The sequence below is a fragment of the Rhizobium sp. NXC14 genome (assembly GCF_002117485.1).
Lineage (GTDB): Bacteria > Pseudomonadota > Alphaproteobacteria > Rhizobiales > Rhizobiaceae > Rhizobium.
Genome location: NZ_CP021030.1, coordinates 4,359,436 through 4,374,886 on the forward strand (window position 1 = coordinate 4,359,436; position 15,451 = coordinate 4,374,886).

14 protein-coding genes are annotated in these 15,451 nt (G+C 61.2%); 9 read left to right on the forward strand and 5 right to left on the reverse strand.

Annotated elements, in window-relative coordinates; all coding sequences use genetic code 11:
• Positions 1-19: 19 nt before the first annotated feature.
• Positions 20-745 carry a beta-ketoacyl-ACP reductase gene (locus NXC14_RS21275; RefSeq protein WP_064805631.1) on the forward strand — a complete coding sequence of 242 codons (726 nt, stop codon included), beginning with the start codon at positions 20-22 and terminating at the stop codon, positions 743-745.
• Between the two features lie 69 nt (positions 746-814).
• On the opposite strand, the gene NXC14_RS33085 is transcribed toward NXC14_RS21275, so the two are convergent.
• From NXC14_RS33085 to NXC14_RS21285, 3 genes are all read right to left on the reverse strand, one after another.
• The gene (locus NXC14_RS33085) at positions 815-973 is read right to left on the reverse strand and encodes a hypothetical protein (RefSeq protein WP_198175481.1); all 159 of its coding nucleotides are present in this window, start codon (positions 971-973) and stop codon (positions 815-817) included.
• A gap of 187 nt (positions 974-1,160) precedes the next feature.
• Positions 1,161-1,421, reverse strand: coding sequence for a glycine zipper domain-containing protein (locus NXC14_RS21280; RefSeq protein WP_009991900.1), 261 nt, complete (start codon positions 1,419-1,421; stop codon positions 1,161-1,163).
• Positions 1,422-1,447: 26 nt separating this feature from the next.
• Entirely contained in the window at positions 1,448-1,603 is a 156-nt protein-coding gene (locus NXC14_RS21285; RefSeq protein ID WP_003543790.1) for a DUF3309 family protein, read from the reverse strand.
• 796 nt (positions 1,604-2,399) lie between these two features.
• On the opposite strand from NXC14_RS21285, the gene NXC14_RS21290 reads away from it, so the two are divergent.
• The 5 genes from NXC14_RS21290 to NXC14_RS21310 all read left to right on the forward strand — a co-directional run bounded on the left by NXC14_RS21290 (position 2,400) and on the right by NXC14_RS21310 (position 8,723).
• The gene (locus NXC14_RS21290) at positions 2,400-5,582 is read left to right on the forward strand and encodes a helicase-related protein (RefSeq protein ID WP_085779819.1); all 3,183 of its coding nucleotides are present in this window, start codon (positions 2,400-2,402) and stop codon (positions 5,580-5,582) included.
• A 2-nt stretch (positions 5,583-5,584) separates the two neighbouring features.
• Positions 5,585-5,989 carry an RNA-binding S4 domain-containing protein gene (locus NXC14_RS21295; protein ID WP_085779820.1) on the forward strand — a complete coding sequence of 135 codons (405 nt, stop codon included), beginning with the start codon at positions 5,585-5,587 and terminating at the stop codon, positions 5,987-5,989.
• A gap of 193 nt (positions 5,990-6,182) precedes the next feature.
• Positions 6,183-6,521 (forward strand): ferredoxin FdxA, encoded by a 339-nt coding sequence (fdxA, locus tag NXC14_RS21300; protein ID WP_011427210.1) that lies wholly within the window; start codon positions 6,183-6,185, stop codon positions 6,519-6,521.
• Positions 6,522-6,914: 393 nt separating this feature from the next.
• Positions 6,915-7,487, forward strand: a complete 573-nt coding sequence (locus tag NXC14_RS21305) for a CarD family transcriptional regulator (RefSeq protein ID WP_011427211.1) — start codon at positions 6,915-6,917, stop codon at positions 7,485-7,487.
• Between the two features lie 372 nt (positions 7,488-7,859).
• On the forward strand, positions 7,860-8,723 hold the full coding sequence (locus NXC14_RS21310; RefSeq protein WP_011427212.1) for an RNA polymerase factor sigma-32: 864 nt from the start codon (positions 7,860-7,862) through the stop codon (positions 8,721-8,723).
• 50 nt (positions 8,724-8,773) lie between these two features.
• Here the strand turns inward: NXC14_RS21310 and NXC14_RS21315 are convergent, their stop codons facing one another.
• Positions 8,774-10,318 carry a M48 family metalloprotease gene (locus NXC14_RS21315; protein WP_085779821.1) on the reverse strand — a complete coding sequence of 515 codons (1,545 nt, stop codon included), beginning with the start codon at positions 10,316-10,318 and terminating at the stop codon, positions 8,774-8,776.
• Positions 10,319-10,699: 381 nt separating this feature from the next.
• Entirely contained in the window at positions 10,700-12,238 is a 1,539-nt protein-coding gene (locus tag NXC14_RS21320) for an MDR family MFS transporter (RefSeq protein ID WP_085779822.1), read from the reverse strand.
• Positions 12,239-12,353: 115 nt separating this feature from the next.
• Between NXC14_RS21320 and NXC14_RS21325 the strand changes: the two genes are divergently transcribed.
• From NXC14_RS21325 to NXC14_RS21335, 3 genes are all read left to right on the forward strand, one after another.
• Entirely contained in the window at positions 12,354-12,881 is a 528-nt protein-coding gene (locus tag NXC14_RS21325; RefSeq protein ID WP_085779823.1) for a MarR family winged helix-turn-helix transcriptional regulator, read from the forward strand.
• Positions 12,882-12,946: 65 nt separating this feature from the next.
• Complete coding sequence (locus NXC14_RS21330; RefSeq protein WP_085779824.1) at positions 12,947-13,597, forward strand: thiamine diphosphokinase; 651 nt, start codon at positions 12,947-12,949, stop codon at positions 13,595-13,597.
• A 2-nt stretch (positions 13,598-13,599) separates the two neighbouring features.
• The gene (locus NXC14_RS21335) at positions 13,600-15,420 is read left to right on the forward strand and encodes an ABC-F family ATP-binding cassette domain-containing protein (protein WP_085779825.1); all 1,821 of its coding nucleotides are present in this window, start codon (positions 13,600-13,602) and stop codon (positions 15,418-15,420) included.
• Positions 15,421-15,451 lie beyond the last annotated feature (31 nt).

Consider the following 15,451-nt stretch of genomic DNA (forward strand, 5'->3'; position numbering starts at 1 on the left):
ACACAGAGGGGAGCGGAACATGAGCAGAGTAGCTCTGGTCACCGGAGGTACACGCGGCATCGGCGCAGCGATATCCATGGCGCTGAAAAATGCCGGCTACAGGGTTGCGGCCACTTATGCCGGTAATGACGAGAAGGCTCATGCCTTTCATGACGTCACCGGCGTTGCGGTATTCAAATGGGATGTTTCGGACTACGCTGCCTGCGGTGAAGGGATCACCAAGGTCGAACGCGAGATCGGGCCGGTCGAAATCCTCGTCAACAATGCCGGCATCACCCGCGACGCGATGTTCCACAAGATGACGCCGCAGCAGTGGCACGAGGTGATCAACACCAATCTGACCGGCCTGTTCAACATGACGCATCAGGTCTGGAGCGGCATGCGCGACCGCAGCTTCGGCCGCATCGTCAATATCTCGTCAATCAACGGCCAGAAGGGCCAGATGGGCCAGGCGAACTATTCGGCGGCCAAGGCGGGCGATCTCGGCTTTACCAAGGCGCTTGCTCAGGAAGGGGCGGCGAAAAACATCACCGTCAATGCCATCTGCCCCGGTTATATCGGAACGGAAATGGTGCTTGCCGTGCCGGAGAAGGTACTGAATGAACGCATCATTCCGCAGATCCCGGTCGGCCGGCTCGGCGAGCCCGAAGAAATTGCCCGCTGCGTCACCTTCCTCGTCTCCGACGATGCTGGTTTCATCACCGGTTCGACGCTGACGGCCAATGGTGGGCAATTCTTCGTTTAAGACAGGACGAACGTTTGTTGATTTGCAAAGGCGCGTTGCAGGACGCGCCTTTGCTTTTTGTCCGGGAGCTCAGAAGCGCTTGCCGGTGTTCCGGTCCCGCTGAACCCGAATCTTGACAGGCACTCGCTGCCGCGAGCGACCTCCGCTGCGAAGAGCTGAGACCGCTGATGTCAGGAAAGCCGCGGCAACGAGAATGGCGACGGTGGAATTCAGGACAATCTGGTCCATGCAAATATTCCTTTCAGTGCCTCGGGCGATGGTACCTGCCCTGCGCTCACGAAGGAAATATGCGCCAAGCTAGTGGGCGCCGGTAGATTTGACTTTCACGACCGTTCGTCAACGTCACATTTACGAACGCGCCGGCAAAGAAAACGGGCGCCGAAGCGCCCGTTGGGAGTCCGATATGACTTGTCGGTCAGTAGCGGCAACGAGCCTCGTAGCGGCGGCCGTAGCGGTCGCGATAGATGCAGTAGCCGCGGCGTTCGACCGACTGGCCGATCAGGGCGCCGGTCAGACCGCCGGCAACCGCGCCGACAGCGGCACCACCCCAGCTGTTGGTGACCGCGCCGCCGATGACCGCACCGGTGCCGGCGCCGATCGCCGTGCCCTGTTCGGTCGCCGTGCAGGATGCGAGAGCGCCCACGAGCGCGCCGATAAGAACAATCTTCTTCATCATGTCGTAACTCCCCAAGTTGTCGGGCTTTAAATGCGGCCCATTAGTACAAGGATAATGATAATGACGAGAACTAGCCCCAAACCGCCGGAAGGTCCATAGCCCCAGCCACGGCTATAACCCCAGTTTGGCAGAGCTCCGATCAAGAGCAGAATGAGGATAACGAGAAGTATCGTGCCAAGCATGGTGTTTTTCCTTCATTTCATCCGCAATCTGGATGGACAAGAAACACGCATTGGCGATTTTTGTTCCCGGTTGGGCGCGTAAATTAGCACGCAAGGCGATTCATGGTTTGTGATCCGTCACCCCTCACAAACCGTCCGTATGGTTAAAAAAGCATTTAAATACAATATGTTGCGGTGAACAAAGCAGGAAGGTCTCGCTGTCTCCGATTCGTCGGTGATTCGTTCCGTTTTTGATCGACCCCACTGGGCAAGCGGGTCCGGCTTAACGCTGTGTGAATTTGCTCGCCGGAAGATTAACACCGACGTGACGAGATCTCGCCGCCTGCCCCGCATCTAGCGGCAGAACATGGCGACGCCACCAGATATGGCCGTGAACGAAAGGGGAAAGCCGAGCAGTCGGCGATTCGTCGCTGATTTGTTCCGGATTTGATCGAGATGTTATTTCGACGCATTTTTCACTTGGCAGAAAGCGTATGCCAGACCTCCGGCACGGTCACAAAATACCAACAGGAGAGAGTTCCGCGATTCAGCATTTAGTAGGAAAAAGTGATTCAAAATCAATACTTAGCCGTGAACAAAAGCTGAATCAATAGGAGTCAGTGATTCGTCTCTGATTCGTTCTCACGCTGTTCCGAATTGGAAATACGCACCGTCGAGACGACTCGCAAAGGTCGCAATCCCCGAGGCATTTTGAAATCTGCCCTTGCGTTTGCGGCGGTAGCTGTCCATGTGTTCTGTGCCTCCATCGAGATGGCAAAATTTTTCCCGGGGCGCGCCTGCCTCACTTGCATGGACCATGACTCTGACTTCGCAGCCGATGATTCTGAGCGGGCGCGGTGTGACCGCGGTGCTTGGACCAACCAATACCGGCAAGACCCATTATGCCATCGAGCGCATGGTCGCACACGGGACCGGCGTGATCGGCCTGCCGCTCAGGCTCCTGGCCCGCGAGGTCTATACGCGGGTGGTGGAGAAGGTCGGCTTGCAGAACGTGGCGCTGGTCACCGGCGAAGAAAAGATTTCGCCGCCCAATGCGCGTTTTTCCGTCTGCACTGTCGAGGCGATGCCGCGGGAGACCAAAGCCGCCTTTGTCGCGATCGACGAGGTACAGCTCGCGGGCGATCTCGAGCGTGGCCATATCTTTACCGACCGCATCCTGCATCTTCGCGGCCGCGATGAAACGCTGTTACTGGGTGCAGGGACGATGCGGCCGATCCTGCAGCATATCCTGCCGGGTATCACCATCGTCGAGCGGCCGCGGCTTTCGCATCTCCTTTACGCCGGGCAGAAGAAGATCACCCGGCTGCCGCAGCGCTCCGCCATCGTCGCCTTTTCCGCCGACGAGGTCTATGCCATCGCCGAACTGATCCGCCGGCAGCGCGGCGGTGCGGCAGTCGTGCTGGGGGCGCTGAGCCCCCGCACCCGCAATGCGCAGGTCGCGCTCTATCAGGCGGGCGACGTCGAATATCTGGTGGCGACCGATGCGATCGGCATGGGCCTCAACCTCGACGTCGATCACGTCGCCTTCGCCCAGGACCGGAAATTCGACGGCTATCAGTTCCGCAACCTCAATCCGGCCGAACTCGGCCAGATCGCCGGCCGCGCCGGGCGGCACGTGCGGGACGGCACCTTCGGCGTCACGGGACAGGTCTCGCCTTTCGACGAGGAACTGGTGCAGCGCATCGAGGGACATGAATTCGACAACGTCAAGGTTCTGCAGTGGCGCACGACGGAGATGGACTTCTCCTCGATTCAGTCGCTGCGCGCCAGCCTGGAGGCCGGGCCGCGCGTGCCCGGGCTGACGCGGGCGCTGCCGGCGGTCGACCAGCAGGCGCTCGAGCAGCTTTCGCGCTACCCCGAGGTAATGGACCTCGCCGACAGGCCGGCCCGCGTCGAAAAACTCTGGGAGGCTTGCGCGCTGCCCGATTACCGGCGTATCACTCCGGCCCAACATGCCGATCTTATTTCGACCCTCTTTTCCGATCTCGTGCGCTATGGCACGGTGAACGAGCAGTTTCTTGCGGAGCAGGTTCATCGCTCGGATCGAACTGATGGGGAAATTGACACGCTTTCGGCGCGAATCGCGCAGATAAGGACCTGGACCTACGTTTCGAATCGGCCCGGCTGGCTTGCCGATCCGACACATTGGCAGGAAAAGACGCGGGAAATCGAAGATCGATTGTCCGATGCGTTACATGAAAGGTTGACGAAACGCTTTGTTGATCGCAGGACATCTGTGCTCATGAAGCGCCTGAGAGAGAATGCGATGCTGGAAGCTGAAATCAGTGTGAATGGCGATGTCTTCGTTGAAGGACATCATGTAGGGCAGTTGAGCGGATTCCGTTTCACCCCGGTGGCGGGAACGGATGGACCGGATGCCAAGGCGGTTCAGGCTGCGTCGCAGAAGGCGCTGGCGCTCGAGTTCGAGGCCCGTGCAGCCCGGCTGCATGCCGCGGGTAACAGCGATCTGGCGATCGGTTCGGATGGATTGATCCGTTGGCTCGGCGACCCAGTGGCGCGGCTTTCCGGCAGCGATCACGTCATGCGGCCGCGCGTGATCCTGCTCGCCGACGAGCAGTTGACGGGCAATGCCCGCGATCACGTCGCCGCCCGCATCGAACGATTCGTCAATCATCACATCAGCACGGTATTGAAGCCTCTGGACGATCTGTCGCGCGCCGAAGACCTGCAGGGCCTTGCCAAGGGTCTTGCCTTCCAGCTGGTCGAAAATCTCGGCGTGCTCTTCCGCCGCGACGTCACCGAAGAAGTGAAGTCGCTGGATCAGGAGGCTCGCGCCTCCATGCGCCGCTACGGCGTGCGTTTCGGGGCCTATCATATCTTCGTTCCGGCCCTTCTGAAGCCGGCACCGGCCGAACTGATCACGCTGCTCTGGGCGTTGAAGAACGACGGTCTCGACAAGCCGGGCTACGGCGATCTCATTCCCGTGCTTGCCGCTGGCCGCACCTCCGTTGTCACCGATCCGAGCTTCGAGCGGATGTTCTACAAGCTCGCCGGCTTCCGTTTCCTCGGCAAGCGCGCCGTGCGCATCGACATTCTGGAGCGGCTTGCCGATATCATCCGTCCGCTGCTGCAATGGAAGCCCGGACAGAACAATCGTCCGGAAGGCGCCTATGACGGTCGCCGTTTCACGACGACGACGGCGATGCTGTCGATTCTCGGGGCAACGCTCGAGGACATGGAAGAGATCCTCAAGGGCCTCGGCTATCGCGCCGATGCCGTGAAGGCGGAAGAGGCGTCGGCCCATCTTGCGGCGCAGGACGCAGCTTCAGCCCCTGCCGCCTCCGCGGAAATGTCCGGGGAAGAAGCGGTAGAAAAAGCCGATCACGACGATGCCGACGCGGCGACGGAAGAGGCTGCTTCCGAGCCATCAGCAGCCGAGGCGGCGTCGACGGCAGCCGAGACCCCCGCGCCAGAAGCGACCGACAACGACGCTGCGGCCGAAGTGACCGAGACAGCCGCGTCGGCAGAGACTGCCGCTTCCGGGGAAGCTGGCGGGCCGGCGGAACCAAAGCCGGTTCTTTTGTGGCGTCTCGGCGGTCGCAATGACAATCACCGCCAGGCACGCGGCGGCCATGGCGAACGCAGGGGCGGCCAGAACCAGGAGCGCGGCGAGCGCAATCGTCGTCCGAACGGCGGTGAAGGCGGCGAGGGCAATCGCAGCGGCGACGGGCGCGACAACCGTCACGGCCGCGGCAAGGATGGTGGCGGCCGCGACGGCGGCAGGCCGCAGCAGGCAAGGGGCGAGCGCAAGGACCAGCCGCGCGGTGATCGTCAGGACCGTGGCGATCGGAAGGACAGCGGCGAGCGTAACGATCGCAATGACCGTAACGACCGGAACAACAATCGCGGCGCCCAGCCGCTGCGCTTCGAGGCCAAGCCGCCGCGCAAGGAGAAGCCGATCGATCCGGATTCGCCCTTCGCCAAGCTCGCAGCCCTCAAGGAACAGATGAAGAAGTAGTCATGGGCGGGGAGACACAGCCGGCAAGCGGTTCGCGCCAGCGCATCGACAAGTGGCTGTTCTTCACGCGCGTGGTGAAGTCGCGCTCGCTGGCCCAGAGCCACGTCCAGTCAGGGCATGTGCGCATCAATGGCGAGCGCTGCAGTCACCCGAGCCAGACGGTCAAGCCGGGCGACCGCGTCGAACTGACGCTGGAGCGGCGCGACTTCATTCTCATCGTGCGTCTCGCCGGGGAACGGCGGGGTCCCTATGAAGAGGCTCGCCTGCTCTATGATGACCAGTCCCTGCCGCCGGATGAGACAAAACGTCTCACGCCGTTTGAGCAAGCGACCCGTGCGACCGGTACCGGCCGTCCGACCAAAAAGGAAAGACGTGCAGTCGACAGGTTGATGTCGGACGAGGATTAGAAAACTCTGTCTGTGGTGGCGGCTTTTGCAGTTCGTTTATCCTTGAAATCCGCCGCTAAAGCCGATAGGTCACTGAAAACCTGCCGGAAGCGTGCTTGCCTGCCAAGCCTGTCCACGCTTTTCGCCCGGCACGGGGATAGGCGCGACGTTCCAGGTTGCCCGGTCCCATCTGCATCAAATCCTGGAGTTCTTCATGACCTATGTCGTGACCGACAATTGCATCAAGTGCAAATACACCGATTGCGTGGAAGTCTGCCCTGTCGACTGCTTTTATGAAGGCGAGAATTTTCTCGTCATCCACCCCGACGAATGCATCGATTGCGGCGTCTGCGAACCGGAATGTCCCGCCGAGGCGATCAAGCCGGATACCGAGCCGGGCCTCGACAAGTGGCTGAAGATCAATACTGAGTATGCCAGCATCTGGCCGAATATCACGGTCAAGAAGGACCCGTTGCCGGAGGCCAAGGAAATGGACGGCCAGACGGGAAAATTCGAGAAATACTTCTCCGAAAAACCCGGTTCCGGCGACTAAGACCCTGCGCGATTCGGCCGCTGCATTTGAGCGGCCATGCGGTGAAACGTTTTAAATCCTGCGTCTGGCATATGGGTGATCTGTGTTGCTCGCATGACTCAGGCGAAGCAAATTATTGATTTCCTCATATTTTTGTGATAGGTTCCCTGCACTGTTCCATTTGTGGCATGACGCATGCCCAAAACCATCACGAAAGCAAAACCAATCCGTCCCACGGTTTCCGTGACATATCAACGCCTTGAGCGTCGCATCCCAAGATGGCGCGCAAGACACATTTGCTTTTGCCTGATGGGACCAGAGTGAAGTCACCCGACGGATCTACCCGTCTCATCCGGGCCTGACTGACCCGGCTCCGGCCGCCGCCGGAAGCGTAACAGGGAGTTTTTGAATAGAATGACGACTCAGCAGAAAAAGCCTTCTACAGCACGTCACGGCTTCAAGACCGGTGAATCGATCGTCTACCCCGCTCATGGCGTCGGTACCATCACCGCTATCGAAGAGCAAGAAGTTGCCGGCATGAAGCTCGAACTTTTCGTTATCGATTTCGAGAAGGACAAGATGCGCCTGAAGGTTCCGGTCGCCAAGGCGATGAGCATCGGAATGCGCAAGCTTTCGGAAACGGACTTCGTCGATCGTGCGTTGAAGGTTGTGCAGGGCAAGGCGCGCGTCAAGCGCACCATGTGGTCCCGCCGCGCCCAGGAATATGATGCCAAGATCAATTCCGGCGATCTGATTTCCATTGCTGAAGTCGTGCGTGATCTCTATCGTGCAGAGAACCAGCCCGAACAGTCCTATTCCGAGCGCCAGCTCTACGAAGCAGCACTCGATCGCATGGCGCGCGAAATTGCCGCCGTCAACAAGATGTCGGAAACCGAAGCCGTCCGCCTCGTCGAGACCAACCTTAATAAGGGTCCGAAGCGCGGCAAGGCGATCGAAGAAGACGATTCGCAGGACGAAGCCGCTTAAGGCAAGCCTGTCTCTCCCATGAAAAAACCCGGCCTTCGCGCCGGGTTTTTTATTGGAACTTTTTCCTGACTGACGCGTTTATCACACGTAATTGCGGACTGCTCGTCGGGCGCTGGCTCGGGCGAACTGCTATTCCGTCAATATTCGGTGAGGAGCGGCTCATGCCTTTTCAATATTGCCCGTTCGGCAACGTGAAGAAACAGGTCCGACCCAGCCGTCTTAGCGGCACATGATAAGAAATAGGGCCTTTCCCTGAGAAGTCTAGGGTGAGGCCCTTTTGCATTTGGCACCCATTCAGTCCGGACAGCGATGTTCCGGAAGGTGAGTTTTATTGTTCATTTTGAGGGCGAAGGCCTGTTTCGGGAGATCGAAATGAAGAACATGTCTGCAGATCGGCGCATGATCAAAATCGCGATGGCCGCCCCATATCTCGCCCGCCAGGAAGAGCATGATCTCGCCACTCGCTGGAAAGATCACGACGATCGCGGTGCGCGCAACCAAATCGCCATGGCGCATATGCGCCTGGTTATCTCCATGGCCGGCAAGTTCCGCAATTTCGGTCTGCCGATGAGCGACCTCGTGCAAGAGGGCTATGTCGGCCTGCTGGAAGCCGCCGCACGTTTCGAACCCGAACGTGACGTGCGTTTTTCGACCTATGCCAGCTGGTGGATCAGGGCGTCGATCCAGGATTATATCCTGCGCAACTGGTCGATCGTGCGCGGCGGCACCAGTTCGGCCCAGAAGGCGCTATTCTTCAATCTGCGCCGCCTGCGCGCTAAGCTTGCCAGGGGCGATACGCAACTGACACTGCAATCCATTCATCAGGAAATCGCGGCGGCTCTCGGCGTCAGCCTCGCCGATGTGCAGACCATGGATGCCAGGCTTTCCGGCAACGACGCCTCACTGCAGGCGCCTTCCGTCTCCGGCGATGCCGAGAGCGCGGAGAAGATGGATTTCCTCGTCAGCGACGATCCGCTGCCGGACGAGCAGGTTTCCAATATGATCGACGGCGAGCGGCGCCGCGTCTGGCTCGCCTCGGCGCTGAAACATCTCAACGAACGCGAGATGAAGATCATCAGCGCCCGGCGCCTGGCGGAAGACGGCGCCACGCTCGAAGAACTCGGCGCCGATCTCGGCATTTCCAAGGAGCGCGTGCGCCAGATCGAAAGCCGGGCGATGGAAAAGCTTCGCAGCGCGCTGGTCAGCGCCGATCCGCATATGGCGGCCTACGCTTGAACGTCTTTCCGCTCCAGCAGCACCGACTGCCCGGCGCCAGCCGGGCTTTTTTATTCGGCAATGATTTTGACGCGGTCGCCGGGGGAAACGGCCGCACCCGTCGGCAGGGCATTGATGAGCTTGAAGAGATCGAGCTTGCGGTCGGTGCCCATCATACGGGCGGCAAGCGTCGAGATGTTCTCGCCGGGCCGCACGGTAACGACGCGAATGCGCAGCGGCTTCAGCGAGGCAGCTTCCGCCGGTGTCATGCGCCGGAAGCTGGCGCGCAGAACATTGGCCGTCGGTTCGAGGGCATCGCTGCCCTTCGGCACGGCGGTCAGGAAACGGAAGATCTGCGCATTGTTGCGGATGACGGTGACATCGAAATCCCAGCGGTCGGCACTTGCGCGCGCAGTGGCTGCTTCCATGCCATTGACGGTAATCTGCTGAATGGTCGATGGGTCGAGACCGGTCACCCAGCCACTGGAGATATAGTTTGTGAGGCTCTGGTTCTGGTTGTCGGCGACGCCATCGAAGCGGACGGCGATGTCGTTGGGGCCGGTGGCCATCACGGCTTCGACCTTGTTGTCGATCTTGAAGTCCGCCGGCACGTCGAAGCGGATCCCGAGGCCGCCATGCAGGAAAGTCTGACCGCGCACGTAGCCCTCTTCCGGGCTGTCGCCGTAGAGCAGGCCGTCAATGCCGTCAAGATAATAATCGCGGCCCTTGTCGCCGACCGTCCCCTCCTGGCCAAAGGCGCGCGCATGGGTGCGGGCAAGCTCGATGCGTTGGGCGGAGTTCGGATGGCTCGAAAGGAAGTCGAGGCTTTGGTCGGCTTCCGGGTCGACCGCCATGAAGCGGCTGTAGGCCGCCATGGAATCGAGGAAGCGGGCGGCGGCATAGGGGTCGTAACCGGCTTCGCCAAGCATGCGCACGCCGATGACATCGGCCTGCAGCTCCTGCTGGCGGGAGAAGGCGGCAAGCCTGAGCTTGCCCCGGGCCAGCGCCTGCTTGCCGGCAATGTCGCTCGAGAGGACCTCGGCGACGACGCGGCTGGCGATGACTTCGGCTTCTTCGCGCTTCTGCCGCTCGATACCGTGGTTCGCTGTCACGTGGCCCATTTCGTGCGACAGCACAGCGGCGACTTCCGAGGCGTCGTTGGCAAGCGCGAGCAGGCCGCGGGTGACGTAGAGATACCCGCCCGGCAGCGCAAAGGCGTTGATCGCAGGCGAGTTCAGGATGGTAATGCGGTAGGACTGGCTCGGATTTTCCGACACTGCCGTCAGTGCGCCGGCAATGCGCGCGACGAGGCGCTCGGTCCTGGCATCCTTATACTCGCCGCCGTAGCTTGCCACGATACGCGGATGCTCGCGGGCGCCCATCGCCGCCCGCGGATCGTTCTTCTGCACCTCGTCGACGATCTGGGGATTGGAAGAAGGCGAGATGCTCGGTTGGTAGGATTGTTCGATCAGCGGCTGACACCCGTTCAGCGCCATTGCGACGGCTGAAAGCAGCATCAGGCGATGGACGAAGCGCCGCGTCGCAGAGATGGCATCACTGGAAAGCGCGGGCGATTTCCACGTCGTCAAGCTGTCCAGTCTGGTTCTCCGCATCATGTCGCTGTTTTGCCGGTTTGCCGCAGATGGGGACCGGCCTTGGCAAGGGGAACTCAACGGGTGCGCACCCCTGATCTCGCGCCGCATGCTAAGCCGATACACGTCGTTGCTGTAACTGATTTACGCATCGGTTGCATAGCGAGACTCTGTTTAATTGTGGCGCCGTTGCATTTTAGCAAGCCTCAGGCATCGAGGTTCCCTTCGCTCGGATGAAATTATGGCGAAAGTTCCGTCACCAGGCATAGATTTGTCGCCGGCACGGAAAAAGAACGGCACGATTGAGTGACAGGCTGGTAAATGGCAGTCCTGCCAGAAAATCGCAACTTCTAATTTATTTACGGGGTAATGGAACGTCTGCTGGTGAATATTCCCGTTATGCCCCTACTCCGCCGCTTCCGCCGCCGCCGATTGCGGTCGCTTCATTTCCCCGGTGAGGGGCAGCTGCACGGGCTTCAGCATCATTGCGGCAGCAAGGCCGATCAGGGCAATGGCGCAGGAAGTCATGAAAAGGGGCGAGAAGGCGGCGGCATAGACATCTGCGACGGCCTGGCGGCTTGCTTCGGGAAGGGCGGCCATCATCTTCGGCGTCAGCTGTTCGATATCGGCGACACCGGGAATGGGAGCGCCGACCTTGCCGAGCCCGGAGGCGATGATCGCGCCATAGATCGAAATGGCAATTGAGGCGCCGCCCATGCGCGAGAGCGTCACCGAGCCGGTCGCGGCGCCGACGTCGCGAGCGGGGGCGGCATTCTGCACGCCGATGACGGGGACCTGCTGCGCAAGGCCGATGCCGATGCCATGCAGCATCATGATCGCGCCGATGAAGGCGATTGGCGTTCCGGCATGGACCTGTGACATCAGCGCAAAGGCAATGGCGCTGCAGGTGAGGCTCGCGATGGCGAAGGGTTTGTAGCGGCCGGTCATCGAGATAATACGCCCGGCGGACAGTGATCCGCAGACGAGACCACCGGTCAGCAGAATGAACAGAAGGCCGGCGACCGATGGGGAAAGGCCGGTCGTCGTCTGTAGGAAGAGAGCGAGATAATTGACCATGCCGATGGCGATCGCGCCGCCCATCACCGATATTAGCAGCAGGAGGCTGAAGGTCGAATTGCGGAAGAGCTGCAGGGGAACGATCGGCTCCGGCGCGCGGCGCTCGACGAACACCCAGGTGACGGCGCAGACTGCGCCGAAGGCGACGATGCCGATACTCTGTGGTGAGATCAACGCCCCGAACAATTCGCTGCTGTCTGTGGCAAGCACGATGCTCGTCGTCGTCAGCGCGATCAGGAGTGCGCCGGCATAATCGATCTTCGGGCGCCGATGCGGCTTGCGGTAGGGCAGCATGAAGGCAAGGCCGGTGAGCACGATGAAACCGATCGGCACGTTGACGAGGAAGATCGAGCGCCAGCCGAAGAGATCGCTCATCGTTCCCCCGAGCACCGGGCCGATCGCGCCTGAAGCCATCAGCACGAGGCTGGAATAGCTTTGATAGCGCGCCCGCTCGCGCGGCTCGAACAGATCGGCGTTGACGGCAAAGATCGATACCATGATGCCGCCACCGCCGAGGCCCTGCAGCACACGGGCGGTGATCAGCGTGTTCATCGAGACGGCGAGGCCGCAGACCGCGGAGCCCGTGGTGAAGATTGCGATCGCCGTCATCATCACATATTTGCGGCCGAAGAGATCACCAAGCTTGCCGTAGAGTGGCATGACAGCGCTGAGCGCCAGCAGGTAGGCCGAGCCGATCCAGCCGAAACGCTCGAGATGGCCGAACTCACCGACGATCGTCGGCAGGGCCGTGGAGACGATCTGATTATCGAGCGTGGCCATGAACATGGCGGTCATCAGAAAGAAGAAGAGGATAAGCCGGCGACGAGAATCCGTCACGAGCGGCGCAGGCGCGGGCTGCATGTCCATGGGGGCATATTTCCGAGTTTGATCTATTTTATGTGCTATTAGCATGGAATTGTCAACGGCATATGAGTGACTCCGGCATATTCAATTTTAACCTCCGCTCTGCTATGGTGCCGTCATGAATGAGACGCTGACGAAGATCCTGTCCAACGGTCGGGCCGAGCCGGACGATGAGAACCTGCCTCGCATCGGCAAGAGCATGGCACGCATGCGCCTGATGACCGGCCGACGGCTGATCGGCAGGCTGGCGATCCAGAGTGCCGCACCGGGCCTTGAGCTTTCCCATCTCGACGTGCTGGACGCCGTGCGGCGGGCTGAGTCGCCCGGCGAGGTTACCGTCGGCTTGATCGCGGAGATGCTGCGCATCGACCCGTCGCGTGCCAGCCGGGTCGTGGCCGAGATGGTCGGGCGCAACGTGCTGCGCCGCGAAGCCTCCCAGGCCGATGCGCGGCGGATCGTCGTCGTCATCACCGAGGCCGGCCAGGCGCTGCTTGCCGAGATCCACGCGCAGAAAATGGCCATCATTTCCGAGATCGTCTCCGATTGGCCGCGCGAAGATATAGAGCGCTTCGCGACGCTGTTCGAACGTTTCATTGGCGGCTACGAGGCGATCTTTCTCTCGCGCGACAAGGACACGCCCGGTTGAGGCGAAAGCGCCGTCCGTCGGTGCCCCTTCCCCTCGCCCCCCCGTTTGCGCTAAGGGCAGTGCCCATGAGCCAATCCACCTTCACCATTCTGCTCGGCGGCGAACTCAGCCTGACGGAACGCCTGCGCCACGCGATCGGCGGCAGCCGTTTCATCGCGGCCGATGGCGGCATGCGGCATGCGGCGGCGCTTGGTGTCATGCCTGAGCTCTGGGTCGGCGATTTCGATTCGACGCCCCCCGAGCTCGAAGCGGGCTTTCTCGATGTGGCAAAGCAACCCTATCCCGCAGCAAAGGCGGCAACGGACGGAGAGATCGCGGTATCGGAAGCGGTCGCCCGAGGCGCCCGGCGGCTGATCCTCGCCGGCGCGCTCGGCGGCGAACGCTCCGACCATGCGCTTCAACACCTGCTGTCGGCCGTCGGCCTTGCTGAGCAGGGTTTCGACGTCCTGCTGACCTCGGGCAAGGAAGAGGCCGTTCCGCTGCTCCCCGGCACGATCGAACTGGACCTTCCCAAGGGCTCCCTGTTTTCCGTCCCCGCGTTCAGCGAGCTGAAGGGGCTCTCCATCGAGAATGCGCGCTATCCGCTCACGGATTTCCATCTGCCTTTCGGCTCATCGCGCACCATTTCAAATGTCGCGGAAGGCAAGGTTCGCTTTTCGCTCGAGAGCGGCAGGGCGATCGTGCTTGCCCGACCCTATGATCTTTCCGGAGTCTGATTTTGGCCCCTCCCATTCTGAAACTCGATGACATCTTCCTGAGCTTCGGCGGCGCACCGCTGCTGGCGGGCGCTTCGCTGCAGGTCGAGCCCGGCGACAAGATCTGTCTCGTTGGGCGTAACGGCTCTGGCAAATCGACACTCCTGAAGATTGCCGCCGGCCTGGTCGAGGCGCAGTCCGGCGAGGTCTTCCGCCATCCGTCTTCGACGGTGCGCTATCTCGAACAAGCCCCGGACTTTGCCGGCTTCCGCACCGTTCAGGCCTATGCCGAGGCCGGGCTGGGACCGGGCGACGACCACTATCGCGTCACCTATCTTCTGTCGCATCTCGGCCTGACCGGCGAAGAAGATCCGAACACCCTTTCCGGCGGTGAAGCGCGCCGGGCCGCCCTTGCCCGCGTGCTGGCCCCGGAACCGGATATTCTCCTGCTCGACGAGCCGACCAACCATCTCGACCTTCCCACAATCGAATGGCTGGAAGGCGAGCTGCAGAAGACCCGCAGCGCCCTGGTGCTGATTTCGCATGACCGTCGTTTCCTTGAAAAAGTCTCGACGGCAACCGTCTGGCTCGACCGCGGCGCCTCGCGCCGGCTCGACAGGGGATTCGCGCATTTCGAGGCATGGCGCGACCAGGTGCTGGAGGCCGAAGAACTGGAGCAGCACAAGCTCGGCAAGGCGATCGAGCGCGAAGAACACTGGCTGCGCTACGGCGTCACGGCCCGGCGCAAACGCAACATGCGCCGCCTCGGCGAGCTGCAGACGATGCGTTCGCAATATCGCGGCCATAAGGGACCGCAAGGAACGGTGCAGGCGACGGTTTCGGACGCGCAGGAATCCGGCAAGCTGGTGATCGAGGCCGAGAAGATCACCAAGAGCTTCGGCGACCGGGCCATCGTCACGCCGTTCTCGATCCGCGTACATCGCGGCGATTGCATCGGTCTCGTCGGGCCGAACGGTGCCGGCAAGACGACGCTCCTGAAAATGCTGACCGGCCAGCTTTCGCCGGATAGCGGCACAGTGAAACTCGGCACCAACCTGGAGATCGCCACCCTCGACCAGAAACGCGAGGACCTGAACCCCGAGGATACGCTTGCAAACTACCTGACGGACGGGCGTGGCGAAAACCTGCTCGTAAACGGCGAACAGCGCCATGTCACCGGCTACATGAAGGAATTCCTGTTCCAGCCGGAACAGGCGCGCACGCCGATCAAAAGCCTCTCCGGCGGCGAACGCGCCCGGCTGATGCTGGCGCGCATCCTGGCGCGCCCGGCAAACCTCCTGATCCTCGACGAACCAACCAACGATCTCGACATCGAGACGCTCGACCTCCTGCAGGAAATCGTCGCCGGCTTTCCCGGCACCGTCATTCTCGTCAGCCACGATCGCGATTTCCTCGACCGCACCGTGACCTCGACGATCGCGCCCGCCGTAGCGGATGCGCCCGACGGCCGATGGATCGAATATGCCGGCGGTTACACGGACATGCTGGCGCAGCGCAAAGGCGCGATCGAAGAGCGCCGGAAGGCCGAGAAGGCGGCGGAGAAGCCGAAGACGCAGGAGATAACAGCTTCCGGCGGAGGCTCGAAGGGCAAGCTTTCCTTCAAGCAGAAATTCGCGCTGGAAAATCTGCCGAAGGAGATGGCCAAAGCCGAGGCCGAGCTCGCCAAGCGCGAACTTGTCATGGCCGATCCCGGTCTCTTCACGCGTGACCCCGCCGCCTTCAATCAACTTGCGAGCGAGATGGAAAAGCTGCGCGCCGGCCTGTCCAAGATGGAAGAGGAATGGTTGGAGCTCGAAATGCTGCGCGAAGAGCTCGAAGGCTGAGACTCTCGCACTCAGCCGCTCGCGTCACGCT

Bases quoted from the DNA above. Each gene is read 5' to 3' on its own strand.
- NXC14_RS21275 (WP_064805631.1), top strand. From the start codon at position 20: ATGAGCAGAGTAGCTCTGGTCACCGGAGGTACACGCGGCATCGGCGCA.
- NXC14_RS21320 (WP_085779822.1), bottom strand. From the start codon at position 12,238: ATGGACATGCAGCCCGCGCCTGCGCCGCTCGTGACGGATTCTCGTCGC.
- NXC14_RS21315 (WP_085779821.1), bottom strand. From the start codon at position 10,318: ATGATGCGGAGAACCAGACTGGACAGCTTGACGACGTGGAAATCGCCC.
- NXC14_RS21310 (WP_011427212.1), top strand. From the start codon at position 7,860: ATGAAGAACATGTCTGCAGATCGGCGCATGATCAAAATCGCGATGGCC.
- NXC14_RS21325 (WP_085779823.1), top strand. From the start codon at position 12,354: ATGAATGAGACGCTGACGAAGATCCTGTCCAACGGTCGGGCCGAGCCG.
- NXC14_RS21290 (WP_085779819.1), top strand. From the start codon at position 2,400: ATGACTCTGACTTCGCAGCCGATGATTCTGAGCGGGCGCGGTGTGACC.
- NXC14_RS21280 (WP_009991900.1), bottom strand. From the start codon at position 1,421: ATGATGAAGAAGATTGTTCTTATCGGCGCGCTCGTGGGCGCTCTCGCA.
- NXC14_RS21295 (WP_085779820.1), top strand. From the start codon at position 5,585: ATGGGCGGGGAGACACAGCCGGCAAGCGGTTCGCGCCAGCGCATCGAC.
- NXC14_RS21330 (WP_085779824.1), top strand. From the start codon at position 12,947: ATGAGCCAATCCACCTTCACCATTCTGCTCGGCGGCGAACTCAGCCTG.
- NXC14_RS21305 (WP_011427211.1), top strand. From the start codon at position 6,915: ATGACGACTCAGCAGAAAAAGCCTTCTACAGCACGTCACGGCTTCAAG.
- NXC14_RS33085 (WP_198175481.1), bottom strand. From the start codon at position 973: ATGGACCAGATTGTCCTGAATTCCACCGTCGCCATTCTCGTTGCCGCG.
- NXC14_RS21285 (WP_003543790.1), bottom strand. From the start codon at position 1,603: ATGCTTGGCACGATACTTCTCGTTATCCTCATTCTGCTCTTGATCGGA.
- fdxA (WP_011427210.1), top strand. From the start codon at position 6,183: ATGACCTATGTCGTGACCGACAATTGCATCAAGTGCAAATACACCGAT.